Source organism: Enterobacter cloacae complex sp. CDL013, assembly GCF_049238805.1.
Classification (GTDB): Bacteria; Pseudomonadota; Gammaproteobacteria; order Enterobacterales; family Enterobacteriaceae; genus Enterobacter; species Enterobacter hormaechei_C.
Genome location: NZ_JBMKGT010000006.1, coordinates 341,346 through 355,085, shown reverse-complemented (window position 1 = coordinate 355,085; position 13,740 = coordinate 341,346). Strand labels below are relative to the sequence as shown.

The window sequence follows — 13,740 nt, the reverse complement described above, 5'->3', positions numbered from 1 at the left end:
CAGCAGTTACCTGAAAAGGAAACCTCTCAGACGCGGGAATGTTTGCTGGAGTAATTCTCACCGGGAGGCACCCGGCACCACGATAACAATAATATCGAATTGATAATTCCTTGAGAGCCTGCTTTAAACAGCAGGTTTTTTTTGCTCGTTTCCCGAAGTTACGGCTACGCTAAAGAAGAAGGGGATATATCCGCTGGCAGATGGTTCTCCTGAACAATCAGTGAATCGGCCTCGATACCCGGACGTCACTACCTGTCTTTCGGATGATCTCCTTTCTACCTTCTTGTGATAATCATCACTTTAGCCTGCTCTCGCGAGCGGGCTTTTTTTATTCCCCTCAAATTTCCTGAGAGGGATCACAGCAATAAGAGGGGGCTTAATGTCCGATCCATTAACCGGCACCGGCGCTGTTCTCGGCGGCGGCCTGCTGGGTTCAGTCCTGTACGGCGTCTTTACTCATACAGATTTTGGTGTGGTGTTCGGGGCGTTTGGTGGTGCGGTGTTCTACGTCGCGACAGCCACAAACCTGTCCCGCGCCCGACTGGCAGCATATTTCCTGACGTCGTTTATCGTTGGGGTGCTCGGGGCAGGACTTATTGGCTCACTGCTAAATGCAGCTTCGCACTATGAAAAACCGCTGGATGCACTGGGCGCAGTGATTCTGTCTGCCCTGTGTATAAAAATCCTCACTTATCTTAACAACCAGGATTTGAACAACGTGTTCAAGTTTTTCTCGCGGCTACGCGGGGGAGGGGGAAATGGCAATTGACCCGTCAGCAGTCTTTAATGCGTTTATTTGTGCGGCCATCGTCATCGTGCTGATGTTTTACCAGCGACATGGCGCCCGGCATCGGCCCATCATTTCTATTTTGGCGTATATAACCGTGCTGGTTTACGCCGCGATCCCCTTGCAGTTCATCTTCGGCCTTTATCGTGATTCCAGCTGGCTGGTGGTGGTAGCAAACATTCTTATCTTCGCCGCCGTCCTGAAGGTTCGTGGAAATATGGCGCGGCTGGTTGATCGTCTGAGGCACTAATGAACCAAACACAATTTCAGAAGGCGGCTGGTATCAGCGCCGGGTTAGCAGCGCGTTGGTTTCCGCATATCGACGCCGCTATGAAGGAATACGGCATCACCGCACCGCTTGATCAGGCCATGTTCATTGCCCAGATGGGGCATGAAAGCACCAGATTTACCCGTGTGGTGGAAAATCTTAATTATGCTGCTGAAAACTTAGTGCCGACGTTCGGCAGCCACCGCATCACTCCACAGCAGTCCGCCGCCCTTGGCAGAACGGCAGCTCACCCGGCTAACCAGAAAGCGATCGCTAATCTGGTATACGGTGGTGAGTGGGGAAAAGAACACCTTGGCAATCAGGTTGCCGGTGATGGCTGGAAATATCGCGGTCGTGGGCTGAAACAGGTTACCGGCCTGAGCAACTACCGCAGTTGTGGCCATGCTCTAAAACTTGACCTTGTCACCCATCCAGAACTGCTTGAAAAAGATGAATATGCTGCGCGTTCTGCTGCATGGTTCTATGCGACCCGCGGCTGCCTGCTTCATTCCGGCGACGTGGAGCGCGTGACACTGTTAATCAATGGCGGCCGTAACGGGCTGGATAAACGCCGCGCGCTGTTTAACCTGGCGAAATCAGTTCTGGTGTGAGGTGAATGTGGGTATCGAGACAATAATCGGGCTGTTCGCGTTGGTGATTTCAGCGATAGCTGGAGCTTTTGGCCTGGGCCATATTCGCGGCACCAGCAAAGCGGAAGCAAAAGCTGACCAGCAGCGCAACGAAGATAACGCAGCGGCAATGGTCGCAGCAGCCGAACGCAGGGTAGAAACAACGAAAGAGGCCAGCAATGTACAGCAGACTGTTAACCATATGCATGGCGACGATGTTGATCGCGAGCTGCGGGACTACTGGACCCGTAAGGGTTGATTTAGTCGATACTGCGTGCGATTGGGTTAAACCGATTTACGGTACAGCGCACGATTGGGATGTTCTGGATAAGCAGACAAAGCGCGACATCCTGGCGCACAACAAAGCGTGGCAGGCGAACTGCCAAGGAAAAAACACCCTTCCGAACTGAAATCCAACAGTTCGGAAGGGTGGCTAAAGTAGCCATCATTACAAGGAGACTTTGAATGTAGTTCATTGCTCAACAAACAGAGTCAAATATTAAAATTAATATTCAGCTTTGTGAGATTTGGATTTTAACTTATAGAACGGTCTCAATTATTGCCTTAGACCTGATGCTGACTGAAAACCACTACAAAGCCTGGCTGCTGGTGGGCTTGATAGGGTCTTTCTCCATATATCTTAGATATTTCCTTGGTGGGCTCAGATAATTCTTATTACAGTTCCGGCATCTTTTAATTTTGTGTAAGTAAAACCCACCGCTCCGTAAAATGATACGCAAAGGAATATCAAAGCAAAGAGCATTACGTAGAAACTGACGTCACCCTTAACAGAAAACTGATAAATTGCAAAAAAGCATAGTAAGACGAATGCTGACAGGGAGGATAGTGCAATAAAAGAATAAAGAAAAATCATGAGCAGGTCGTCCTGACGTTAACTTATGTCAAACCATTGTATCTACAGCCTGGCTGATTACCAACCTACTTCAATGCAACGCGCTTCTTAATGGTTACATACGCATCGTTCATCGTGAGCAGCGTGAAACGTGGAAGCGTCCCGGTGGTGGTTAAAACCGCCTGTGACTGGGTAAAACCAATCTACCTGACTGATCACGACATCGACGTTCTGGATCGGCAGACGAAGAAAAACATCTTGACGTATAATAAAGCGTGGCAGGCGAACTACCATACAACATAGAACCTCATCCATGAGGCTCTGACACAGTATCTTCTCTGGATTTTAACCGTAATAAAGTCTCACAACGCCGCACTCGATCGGCATTCATGTGTTACAGTTTGACCGTGGTGAATCCCCCTCAGCGGCGGGGCTAATTAACCTGACGACTCTTCTTCATGAGGGCATCGTGAATTTCTGAAGCAAGCGGGTCATGGTTGGTTAACCTAAAGGCTCACCGGGAGGCACCCGGCACCACAACCTGTCAGAACCAAAGCTTACCAGCTGGTGGGCTTGAGTTGAGTTCGAGCATTAAAAAAAGCCCCTGTTACGGGGCAATTATGAGTTGAATCTTTTGTTATGTTTTTGTGCTTCTTGCTCTAAGGCTGTTGGACCTTAACATCTTGCTCAAAAAATGCAAACAAAATGCATATTTAAATGTAACGACAAAAATCTTCCTCACATTGAGTCGTTACCATTACAGACGGATAAGTCAATCGTCCCTCACATAAAGGGAGGGCTTCAGAACGAAATTTAATCACAGCCTTGCCGTTGCCGGTCAAGTGTATTGAGCGCCTTCATGTAAGCGCCATAAGCTCCCTTAAAGGATTGCCCAGCTTGCTTAATTGCCGACTCTTGTAATTCTTGATTATCACCAGCGCTGTCTGCCAGATAAAAGGCCTTAAGAACGTTAGCCGCAACCATACCCAGCTCAGGAGGTGCGTAAGTCATTACTTCTGTTGCGCTTTGAACTACAGGCAACATATCCTTTCTCAGGTCGCTTCTCGTCATCGGGTTGGTTAATGCAGGTGAAAATCCAAACGAAGTTACTGAAACCATAAACTGGTTATATTTTTCTCTCAGGAGCGACTCTTGTTTATCTACCCGAATAACGCACGCTGTTTTAGAGGCATTGTGAGTTTGTAAATAGTTTCCGTACAATCCTAAAAGCGCAGTAATGCTTACACCAAGTAAGGTACAGATTACGGGAAAAATGACATTGAACTGGTTTACTCGTGGACTACGGCTCATGATCAACGCTCCTCAGTTAACAATTCAATTTTCTTTAATTAGTAAGTCCATATTTGCTGGCCATGATTTTTACGCCCAGCGCCAGAACGTGGTTGGTAATCATTTTCAGAGTCTCTTTACTTCCGGATTTAACCGCTTTTATTAATTCGTTTCCGGCTGGCGATGTGAGGCTGTCCGGCATGAGTTTCAGGCATTCAAGGCCCTTAGGGGTCAGAATGACGTCCATAAAATATTCACCATGAAAACCACCAGAAGAAAGAAAGCCTGCATTGATGAGCCATGTGATTGTCGCTTTAACAAACTCTGCCTCTGCCGTTAGCTCAGCTCCTGTAAATCCATCAGGATCAAGTGCGGAGTCACCTTCAATGTAGTTTGCTAAACCCAAGGTTTTTGTAAGAGGAAACGTATTGTACAAATCAGCAAATACCTGACCTGCAATCTCGTCAAACCTGTCAATGTTGGACATGATTATGAATAACTCCCTGTACGAAAGAGAAGAAGAGAAAGCAGCTCTGATAAAAGAACTGCAAGTTGCTATTACATCACAACTTACCGGAGAAATGGACTGGGTGAGAACAAGAGCTTTTTGGGCTGCACGATTACCAATGATACCTGCGGAGGTATTGGCTGAATCGCTAACCGCCGCGATCAGCACAGGGGCGGCAATTCTGGCATCAAAGAACAGGTGAAAATGAATCTCATCTGTGAAAGGTACTCCTGGCGGTTTGGAGCACCGAGGGGGCGAGGACACGCGGGAAACGGCTAGTTTTTTGCATTTTATGGGTTTCATCATCATCTGTTTAACCTCTTGATATTTCAGTCCTGATCATTAGCAGGATGTCGAAATGACTATTTTTTGTTCACCATCATGGATAACGAACTCAAAAATTTCCGGCTGAATATCACGCAGCTGGCAGCCATTACCGATCTGCACCGCCAGACGGTCGCGAGCAAGCTTGCAAATGTTCAGCCGGCACCGGGCAGCAATCCAAAACTTAAGCTTTATGCCATCACCGATATCCTCAGGGAGTTGCTGACGAGTACCACACCGTCGGAGCTGGTGGACGTCGACAAAATGCTTCCCCCCGATCGTAAAGCCTGGTTTCAGTCGGAGCGTGAAAGGCTCAAGTTTCAGCAGGAAACAGGGGAGCTGATCCCGGCGTCAGAAGTCACCAGAGAATTTTCCTCCATGGCAAAAGCAATGGTTCAGGTGCTGGAGACGTTACCCGACATCCTTGAACGAGACTGCGCCATGACCCCTTCCGCAGTTGTCAGGGTGCAGCAGGTTATTGACGATCTGCGTGACCAGATAGCCCTCAAAGTTGAGCAGGCCGACTCACCAGAACAGGAGGAAATGCCAGAAGAGGAGTAAATCATGCGACAGGCCACGGCAGCGGAAGTCAGGCGTAACGCTTCCGCCATTCTCAAAGCCCCGCGCCGTATGCCTGTGGCTGAGGCGGTTCAAAAATTTATGCGCGTACCTATGGGGGCCGGTAACTCGGTACCGTGGGATCCTGCTGTCGCTCCCTATGTGATAGAGCCGATGAACTGCCTCGCGATGCGTGAATACGATGCAGTGGTGTTTGTTGGACCGGCACGTACGGGGAAAACGATCGGCCTGGTGGATGGCTGGGTTGTATACAACATTGTCTGTGACCCGTCCGATATGCTCGTCGTTCAGATGACCGAAGAGAAAGCGCGTGAGCACTCTAAAAAACGTCTGGCGAGAACGTTTCGTGTCAGTCCTGAAGTGGCGAAACGCCTGAGCCCGTTGCGAAACGACAACAACGTGCATGATCGTACTTTTCTGGCGGGCAACTATCTCAAGATTGGCTGGCCTTCCATCAACATCATGTCCTCGTCAGATTTCAAATGTGTAGCGCTCACCGATTATGACCGCTTCCCTGAGGACATCGATGGCGAGGGTGACGGTTTTACCCTGGCTTCCAAGCGTACCACCACCTTTATGTCCGCCGGGATGACTCTGGTGGAGTGTTCGCCAGGCCGGGACATTCGCGACAGCAAATGGCGCCGAAAATCTCCCCATGAAGCACCACCAACTACAGGCGCGCTTTCGTTGTACAACCGTGGAGATCGCCGTCGCTGGTACTGGCCGTGCCCGCATTGTGGTGAATATTTTCAGCCTGCGATGGAGGCGATGACCGGATACCGTGATGAACCTGATCCGGTAAAAGCCAGTGAGTCGGCTCATCTGCTTTGTCCGCATTGCAGCACCATTATCACCGCAGATAAAAAGCGCGAGCTTAACGGGGTGGGTGTCTGGTTGCGTGAAGGTCAGAGTATTGACCGGGACGGCAAGATTTCCGGTGAGCCGCGACGCTCGCGCATAGCGTCGTTCTGGATGGAGGGGCCCGCAGCCGCGTACCAGACCTGGGCGCAGCTGGTGTACAAACTGCTTACGGCTGAGCAGGAGTATGAGGCTACCGGCAGCGAAGAAACCCTCAAGGCTGTTATCAACACCGACTGGGGGCTGCCATACCTGCCGCGCTCGGCCAGCGAACAGCGACGCGCCGATGTGCTGATGCAGCGTGCGGAGGATTACGGTAAACGCCTGGTTCCGCCGAAGGTGCGTTTCCTGCTGGCAGCCGTCGACGTTCAGGGCGGGAAAAAGCGCCGTTTCGTCGTGCAGATAATTGGTTATGGCGAAAACGGTGAACGCTGGCTGGTGGATCGCTACAACATCCGCCAGTCCCTGCGCTGCAATGAACATGGCGAGGCGGAGCCAGTCCACCCCGGCGCGTATCCGGAGGACTGGCAGCTGCTAGTCTCCGATGTGCTGGAAAAAACTTACGTACTTCAGTCCGATCCGACGCGGCGTATGCCGGTGCTGGCTATGGCCGTCGACAGCGGCGGTGAGGAAGGGGTGACAGATAATGCCTATAAATTCTGGCGCCAGTGTCGCCGGGATGGTCTGGGTAAACGTGTCTATCTGATCAAGGGCGACAGCACAAAACGCCAGAAAATTATTACCAAAACTCACCCGAATAATACCGAACGCAGTGACCGTCGCGCTGATGCGCGTGGCGAGGTGCCGGTGTATCTGCTGCAAACCGACCTGCTCAAGGATCAGCTCAGCAATAACCTTGATCGTGAGACTCCCGGAGCAGGCTATATCCATTTTCCCGACTGGCTGGGGGAGTGGTTCTACGAGGAACTGACCTACGAAGAGCGCGGCGTGGATGGCAAATGGCGTAAGCCAGGCAAGGGCGCCAACGAAGCCTTTGACCTGTTCTGCTATGCCCACGCCGTCGCGGTTCTGCGCGGCTACGAAAAAATTCGCGACTGGGAAAAACCTCCTGCATGGGCTGAGCCGCAGGATCTCAACCCAAATATTCATGAAGGGGAGCGCCCCAGGGAGATAACCGTGAAAAAAAACAAAACCGTTCAGCCACAAGTCAAGGCTGAACCTGAGAAAGAAAACACGCTTTCCGGCAGCTGGCTGGGTTCTTCCGGTAGGGGAGGAGGCTGGCTGTGAAGAAAGACGACATCTGGAGAACGCTGGTGATGGTGCGCCAGGCCTACCAGGACTCGCTGGACGGCAAGAGTATTTCTTTCACCGGCGTTAACGGTCGCGCCATCACTAACCACGATCCGAAAGCGCTCCGCGATGAGCTTGAATACTGGGAGCGTCGCTGGCGCGCGGTCTACAGCCGTGGTGGTTCGTACAAACTAGCTAACTTTCTGTAAGGCGTTCTATGGGCATTCTTGAAAGAACACTGAGGGCAATTTCCCCCGGGTGGGCCGCGGCACGCGAGCGGGATCGACTCCGGCTTAATGCGTATGAAGCGGCAAATCCGTCACGGTTGCACAAGGCGAAAAAGCAAAGCCAGTCGGCGGACACCTCTGTGTTTGCAGCAGGTCAGTCCCTGCGGGAACAGGCCCGGTGGCTTGATGAAAACCATGATCTGGTGATCGGCCTGTTCGACAAAATGGAAGACCGGGTGATTGGTGCCCACGGGATCCATGTTGAGCCTCAGCCCCTCGATCTGGAGGGGAATCTTCATTCCGATTTCGCCGGGAAACTTTCGGCGCTCTGGGCTGAATGGTCCGTGCGTCCTGAGGTGACTGGCATGTTCACCCGCCCGGAAGCCGAACGCCTGCTGCTGCGTTCAGCACTGCGTGACGGGGAAGTGTTCACTCAACTGGTCAGGGGGAATGTGCCGGGTCTGCAACATTCCACCTCCGTACCGTTCTCGCTGGAAATGCTGGAGGCGGATTTTGTTCCGTTCAACCTTAACAGCATCGCCGGCCAGCAGGTTCGCCAGGGCATCATCGTTAACAACTGGGGACGTCCCGTCGGCTACCGCGTTTACAAGTACCACCCGGCAAATATGACGCGGTTCAGCGCTGAACTTAAAACCGTCTCAGCTGAAAACATGCTTCACCTTGCGCAGCGCAAGCGTCTGCACCAGCTGCGCGGTATCAGCCTGATCCACGGAGTCATTACCCGTCTTTCTGACATCAAGGATTATGAAGAGAGTGAACGCGTTGCCGCCCGTATTGCCGCTGCGCTGGGGTTCTATATCAAGCGCGGAGATGCGCAGTCTCTTGGTGAAGACGGGGAGTTTTCACCTCCCGGCGGCCAGCGTCATTACGATATCGCCCCGGGCATGATTTACGACGACCTGCGCCCGGGTGAAGACCTGGGCATGGTGGAATCAAATCGCCCGAATGTTCACCTCTATGAATTCCGAAACGGACAGATGCGGGCCGTGGCCGCAGGCACGCGCGGCAGCTATTCCAGCATTGCCCGGGACTATAACGGCACCTACAGCTCCCAGCGTCAGGAGCTGGTGGAGAGCTTCGAAGGGTACAACGTCCTGCAACAGTGGTTTGTCGGCCAGCACAGCCGGCCCGTTTACCGCGCATGGCTGGCGATGGCGTTGCTGAGCGGCGTTGAAGTGCCGCCGGATGTGGATCCGAATTCTCTCTATAACGCGCTTTATCTTGGCCCGGTGATGCCTTGGATTGATCCGGGTAAAGAGGCTAATGCCTGGAAAGCCATTGTTCGTGGCGGTGCTGGTACCGAAGCGGAATGGGCACGGGCGCGGGGTAAAAACCCGCAGGAGGTTAAACGCCAGCGACTGCGTGAAACCGAGTTTAACCGTCAACACGGGCTGGTGTTTGATTCCGACGCCGCCAACGACAAAGGAGCGATGCCAGATGCAACGGCAAAACCATAAGACGATCGGCGCGAGCCGGACGATGATGATTAACCCCCGCGCCAGCCTGGCGGGTGTCGATGCGGCAAACGGTCAGTGCTGGTACGAAATCCGCGCGCTGTCTGCCGGGCGCGTCGAAATTTTCCTCTATGACGTGATCGGCGGCTGGGGCATCACAGCCCAGCAGTTCGTCGCGGACTGTAAAGAAGCCGGGGTGTTTGACGCCAGCGCGGTGGATTTACATATCCACAGCCCCGGCGGCGATGTCATGCAGGGATTTGCCATCTACAACACCCTGTCGCGGCTGAAAGCGAAAGTGGATATCTGGGTGGACGGGGTGGCGGCCAGCATGGCCTCGATGATTGTCTGCCTGCCCGGCGCCACGGTGCACATGCCGGAAAACGCCTGGATCATGGTCCACAAACCGTGGGGCGGGATCGCCGGGGATTCTGATGACATGCGCGATTATGCCGCGTGGCTTGATCGTAACGAAGCCCTGATGCTCAGCGCCTATATGAATAAAACCGGACTGGGGCAGGAGGAACTGGAAGCGATGCTGAAAGCGGAGACCTGGCTTAACGGGGCCGAGGCAGTGGAGAAAGGTTTCGCTGACACGCTTGAACCTGAACTACAGGCTGCGGCCTGTGTGAATGAAAATAAACTGAAGGATTACCAGAACATGCCAGAACAGATTAAATCTCTTTTTGCGCCGCGCGCCGAAGCTCCGGTGAATCAGCCACAGCAGCCCGCGCCGGTACAGACGAACCTGAACCCGCCAGCGCCACAACAGCCCGCGCAGCAGATGACTAATATCGATATCACTGCGCTGGCCCAGCAGCTGCAACAGCAGATGCAGACGGCAAACGCTGAACGCGTGAACACGGTTTCCGCTGTTTTTGAGGCGTTCCCGACCTTCGCAACACTGAAGGCGGAATGTCTGGCCGACTTCTCCTGCACGGCGGAAAAAGCCCGAGACAGACTCCTCCAGGCGCTGGCGGCAGGAACTACGCCGAGTGCCGGTCCGGGTGCTATTCATCTTTATGCCGGAAACGGCAATCTGGTCGGTGACTCCATCCGTGCTGCGGTAATGAGCCGCGCGGGCTATGCGCAGGCTGAAAAAGATAACGCCTACAACGGTTATACCCTGCGTGAACTGGCGCGAGCTTCCCTTGTGGATCGCGGGATCGGTATTTCAGGTGCAGGGACAGCACAGGCGATGGTCGGCCTTGCGTTTACCCACAGCAGCAGCGATTTCGGCAATATCCTGATGGATGTGGCGCACAAGGCGGCACTGATGGGCTGGGACGAGGCCACTGAATCATTCGAACAGTGGACCCGTAAAGGCACCCTGACTGATTTCAAAACCGCGCACCGCGTCGGTCTGGAATCACTTGCATCGCTTCGCAAGGTCCGTGCCGGGGCGGAATATAAATATGTCACCATCAAAGATCGCGGCGAGCCGATTGCGCTTGCGACCTACGGCGAACTTTTCAGCATTGACCGCCAGACCATCATCAATGATGACCTGGACATGCTGACCCGTATCCCGCAGGCAATGGGCCTTGCCGCGCGTGCCACCGTGGGCGATCTGGTGTGGGCAGTTCTGACCAGCAACCCAAAAATGTCCGACGGCAAGCCGCTGTTCCACGCCGATCATGGCAACCTGGTCTCCGCCGATCTGAGTATCGAAGGCCTGGATACGGCGCGTAAGGCGATGCTGCTGCAAAAATCAGGCGACCGCCGTCTGAATATTCGCCCGGCCTACATGCTGACGCCAGTGGCCATCGAGTCCCGCGCTAACCAGCTGATCAAATCTGCAAGCGTACCGGGCGCGGACGCGAACAGCGGTATCGTTAACCCGATCCAGAACTTTGTGACGGTGTCCTCTGAAGCTCGCCTCGATGACAGCAGCCCGACGGATTACTACCTGACCGCCGCACAGGGGCGCGACACCATTGAGGTGGCGTATCTGGACGGTATTGATACGCCATACCTTGAGCAGCAGCAGGGCTTCACCGTTGACGGTGCCGCGTTCAAGGTACGCATCGATGCCGGGGTGGCACCGCTTGACTGGCGCGGCATGGTTAAAGTCACCAAAAAATAACGACCGTCATCTGACGGTTTTTTATTACGGGGCGGCGCGTGCTGCTCCTTTTTTGTCTGGAGAGAAAAATGGCGAAAAATTATCAGCAGGATGGCAAAACCCTTGATTTTCAGAATACCGGTGCGACCGATATTCATTCGGGTGACGCCGTGCTTTCAGGTGCGCTGGTGGGCGTTGCTCACGACGACATTCCGGCAGGGTTGTGGGGGGTGCTGCATACCACGGGGGTGTTCGTCCTGCCAAAGGCAGCGGAAGCGGTTACTGTCGGCCAGAAGCTCTATCTGGCAGACGGTAAACTGACTGCGGAAGCGGGTGAGGCAGCGGCTCCGAATCCTCTGGCGGGCACGGCCTGGGCTGAGGCGGCGGCGGATGCGGATTCTGTTCCGGTCCGGCTTGGTTACTGATGAACCGCTTTCGGCAACGCCTGTTAAACGCGGATGCCCGGATATCCCGGGCATTTGCCGAAGAGGTGCCTGCTGTCCTGTCTGTCGGCGCTGAGTTGCGTCCTGTTACTGTGATTTTCGAGACGCCTGATGTCCCGGTTGACGTGCCCGGCGGGGGGCAAATTCAGGATCGCTCTCCGGCCTTCAGCGCGATGACCGCTGATATCGTGGGGCTTGAGAAGCACCACGGCGTGGAGATCAACGGCACGGCTTATCGTGTGACGCACATTGGCGCTGATGAAGAAGGCCGCACCCGCGTCACGCTGGCGTATGGCGCACCGGGTAAGGTGCAGCCGGACATCAATAAGTGGAGCTGATATGGCGCGTGAGTCCAGACTGCGGCGGGATTTGCCCGTCGATATCGATGTGGATGCCATCTGGCGGATAGCGGAGCACATCGGTGCCACCCATAAACAGTTTCGGGCAGCGTATTCCCGTGCGCTGAAACGTACCGCCGCCACCTTGCGTAAAAAAGCGATGGCTGACCTGAAAGACGGGCTGGCGCCGCGCAGCCTGGATCTGGTGCGCCGGCGTCTGCTTTCCTTTCGTCTTGATCGCGCTTCTCAGTCACAGCTGGATAATTTTCGTCTCTGGTTTGGTCTCAATGCCATCAAGGTAAAAGACCTGAAAGGCAGGATTAACGGGCGGGTCAGGCCTCACCATACCCGACGGGATAAATCCACCGGGCGGTATATAAAGGCACGGCGCCAGGCAGTAAACGCCGGATTCACCCCAAAGGGCAGCCTGCTATCCCCGCGCACATTTGAAAACGGGGAAGTGGCGCGCTCCCGCCGTGAAAACCGCCGGACGGTGGTTATTCGCGATCCGGATACCCGTCGTACCCGCGAAGCGGAAGTCGATATTTATGAGCCGATGCTGAACTACATCGAAGATAACGCCTTTGCGGAGGCGATGGAGATTTTTATGCATCACTTTGAAACCGATCTGCGCGGGCGTGTGAAAGCCCGTATTTCTGTCTGAGGTTGACTATGGCCGAGCCATTACTGCTGGGGCAGTATCACGATGCTGTCACCGGCGCGCTGAGAAAAATTGCGTGGGTGCGTGACGCCGATGCCTACCCTGAAAAAAATGTCCCCCGTTTTACAGGGCTGACCACCCCGGCGGTCTATTTCTCCATAAACGGCTGGGAGCAGGGCGGCGGCAACGAGGGGCAGCTTAAAGTGAATCTGTCCTGCGATTTGTTCGTTGTGGTGGACGCGGCAGGCGCTGGCGTCAGCCGACCCGAAATTTTCCTGCGCACGGCGGCGGCGGATATCACGCAGTGGATTGACGGCCAGCAGTTCGGCCTGACCAGTCTTGAGCCAGCCGTCTTTATCGATGCGTCACGCGATGAGTTTGATCCGCGCATGGATGATTACCTGGTCTGGCGGATCTCCTTCACACAGTCAGCCGCCTTTGGTGCGGATCCGTTTGCACAGCTGAATGCCCCGCTGAAAGCGGCCTGGCTGGGCAAGGCACCGGATATCGGCCAGGCACATGTGGACGATTATCAGCTGATTTACGAGGCGAAACCCGATGAGTGATATCGAGGGCGATTTACAGCGCCGCCTGGCGAATATTGTGCGGCGCGGGGTTATTCATTCCGTTAAGCATGATGGTATACCGAAGTGCCGGGTGGATCTGGGCGACATCACCACTACCTGGCTGCCGCTCTGCCAGGGCTTTTCCGGGGCAAACCGGGCTGACTCCAATCCGTATGCGGTCGGGGATGCGGTCACGGTGCTGTCGGAGGCGGGTGAGCTGAATAATGGCCGGGTGTTTCCCGGCTGGAATACCGGCGGTCTGCCGGTACCGGAGGGCAGCGACAGCGAACATATCACCCGCTACGGTGACGGTACCGAGATCCGGTATGACCGCGCCGCGCATGCCCTGACCATCACGCTGGCGGAGGGCGGGACCTACAAAATTATCGGAAAGGGAACGCTTGATGGTCCGGTGGAAATCACCGACACCCTCACAGTTCAGGGCGTTACGCAAATCAATTCCGACACGAATGTGAAGGGAAACATCGGTGCAACACAGGAAATTTCGGACGGTACCGGGAAAATGAGCGGGATCCGCGAAACCTACAACGGCCATGACCATAAAGAAAATGGTGATGGCGGCGGAACCACGAATCCCCCCAATCAAAAAATGTGACC

At 54.3% G+C, this 13,740-nt stretch carries 17 protein-coding genes; 15 read left to right on the top strand and 2 right to left on the bottom strand.

Annotated elements, in window-relative coordinates:
• Positions 1-379 precede the first annotated feature (379 nt).
• The 5 genes from ACOTXD_RS14820 (at position 380) to ACOTXD_RS14800 (ending at position 2,840) form a co-directional block, all read left to right on the top strand.
• Positions 380-769, top strand: a complete 390-nt coding sequence (locus tag ACOTXD_RS14820) for a phage holin family protein (RefSeq protein ID WP_017384387.1) — start codon at positions 380-382, stop codon at positions 767-769.
• Positions 759-1,037 carry a phage holin family protein gene (locus ACOTXD_RS14815; protein WP_032634686.1) on the top strand — a complete coding sequence of 93 codons (279 nt, stop codon included), beginning with the start codon at positions 759-761 and terminating at the stop codon, positions 1,035-1,037. Before ACOTXD_RS14820 ends, ACOTXD_RS14815 begins: the two co-directional genes overlap by 11 nt.
• Entirely contained in the window at positions 1,037-1,666 is a 630-nt protein-coding gene (locus ACOTXD_RS14810) for a glycoside hydrolase family 19 protein (RefSeq protein ID WP_048208465.1), read from the top strand. Before ACOTXD_RS14815 ends, ACOTXD_RS14810 begins: the two co-directional genes overlap by 1 nt.
• A 7-nt stretch (positions 1,667-1,673) precedes the next feature.
• Positions 1,674-1,943 carry a hypothetical protein gene (locus ACOTXD_RS14805; RefSeq protein WP_032661738.1) on the top strand — a complete coding sequence of 90 codons (270 nt, stop codon included), beginning with the start codon at positions 1,674-1,676 and terminating at the stop codon, positions 1,941-1,943.
• A gap of 705 nt (positions 1,944-2,648) precedes the next feature.
• Positions 2,649-2,840 carry a hypothetical protein gene (locus ACOTXD_RS14800; RefSeq protein ID WP_080339797.1) on the top strand — a complete coding sequence of 64 codons (192 nt, stop codon included), beginning with the start codon at positions 2,649-2,651 and terminating at the stop codon, positions 2,838-2,840.
• Positions 2,841-3,350: 510 nt separating this feature from the next.
• Here the strand turns inward: ACOTXD_RS14800 and ACOTXD_RS14795 are convergent.
• Together ACOTXD_RS14795 and ACOTXD_RS14790 are read right to left on the bottom strand one after the other, a co-directional pair.
• Positions 3,351-3,848 (bottom strand): hypothetical protein, encoded by a 498-nt coding sequence (locus ACOTXD_RS14795; protein WP_044703832.1) that lies wholly within the window; start codon positions 3,846-3,848, stop codon positions 3,351-3,353.
• Between the two features lie 34 nt (positions 3,849-3,882).
• A complete protein-coding gene (locus tag ACOTXD_RS14790) occupies positions 3,883-4,644 on the bottom strand; it encodes a hypothetical protein (protein WP_052699622.1) in 762 nt (253 codons plus the stop codon).
• A 72-nt stretch (positions 4,645-4,716) separates the two neighbouring features.
• Between ACOTXD_RS14790 and ACOTXD_RS14785 the strand changes: the two genes are divergently transcribed.
• The 10 genes from ACOTXD_RS14785 (at position 4,717) to ACOTXD_RS14740 (ending at position 13,738) form a co-directional block, all read left to right on the top strand.
• Positions 4,717-5,220, top strand: a complete 504-nt coding sequence (locus ACOTXD_RS14785; protein WP_023299857.1) for a DUF1441 family protein — start codon at positions 4,717-4,719, stop codon at positions 5,218-5,220.
• A 3-nt stretch (positions 5,221-5,223) separates the two neighbouring features.
• Complete coding sequence (locus tag ACOTXD_RS14780; protein WP_048208468.1) at positions 5,224-7,344, top strand: phage terminase large subunit family protein; 2,121 nt, start codon at positions 5,224-5,226, stop codon at positions 7,342-7,344.
• A complete protein-coding gene (locus ACOTXD_RS14775) occupies positions 7,341-7,556 on the top strand; it encodes a hypothetical protein (protein WP_048208470.1) in 216 nt (71 codons plus the stop codon). The genes ACOTXD_RS14780 and ACOTXD_RS14775 overlap by 4 nt, the downstream gene beginning before the upstream one ends.
• An 8-nt stretch (positions 7,557-7,564) precedes the next feature.
• A complete protein-coding gene (locus tag ACOTXD_RS14770) occupies positions 7,565-9,052 on the top strand; it encodes a phage portal protein (protein WP_126501243.1) in 1,488 nt (495 codons plus the stop codon).
• A complete protein-coding gene (locus ACOTXD_RS14765; protein ID WP_421766450.1) occupies positions 9,033-11,135 on the top strand; it encodes a ClpP-like prohead protease/major capsid protein fusion protein in 2,103 nt (700 codons plus the stop codon). The genes ACOTXD_RS14770 and ACOTXD_RS14765 overlap by 20 nt, the downstream gene beginning before the upstream one ends.
• A gap of 68 nt (positions 11,136-11,203) precedes the next feature.
• Positions 11,204-11,539 carry a DUF2190 family protein gene (locus ACOTXD_RS14760; RefSeq protein ID WP_045348835.1) on the top strand — a complete coding sequence of 112 codons (336 nt, stop codon included), beginning with the start codon at positions 11,204-11,206 and terminating at the stop codon, positions 11,537-11,539.
• Entirely contained in the window at positions 11,539-11,895 is a 357-nt protein-coding gene (locus tag ACOTXD_RS14755) for a head-tail joining protein (RefSeq protein ID WP_048208474.1), read from the top strand. The genes ACOTXD_RS14760 and ACOTXD_RS14755 overlap by 1 nt, the downstream gene beginning before the upstream one ends.
• 1 nt (position 11,896) lies before the next feature.
• Positions 11,897-12,559, top strand: coding sequence for a hypothetical protein (locus ACOTXD_RS14750; protein WP_047353905.1), 663 nt, complete (start codon positions 11,897-11,899; stop codon positions 12,557-12,559).
• Positions 12,560-12,567: 8 nt separating this feature from the next.
• Positions 12,568-13,122, top strand: a complete 555-nt coding sequence (locus ACOTXD_RS14745) for a hypothetical protein (protein WP_047353906.1) — start codon at positions 12,568-12,570, stop codon at positions 13,120-13,122.
• The gene (locus ACOTXD_RS14740) at positions 13,115-13,738 is read left to right on the top strand and encodes a phage baseplate assembly protein V (RefSeq protein WP_032619493.1); all 624 of its coding nucleotides are present in this window, start codon (positions 13,115-13,117) and stop codon (positions 13,736-13,738) included. Before ACOTXD_RS14745 ends, ACOTXD_RS14740 begins: the two co-directional genes overlap by 8 nt.
• Positions 13,739-13,740 lie beyond the last annotated feature (2 nt).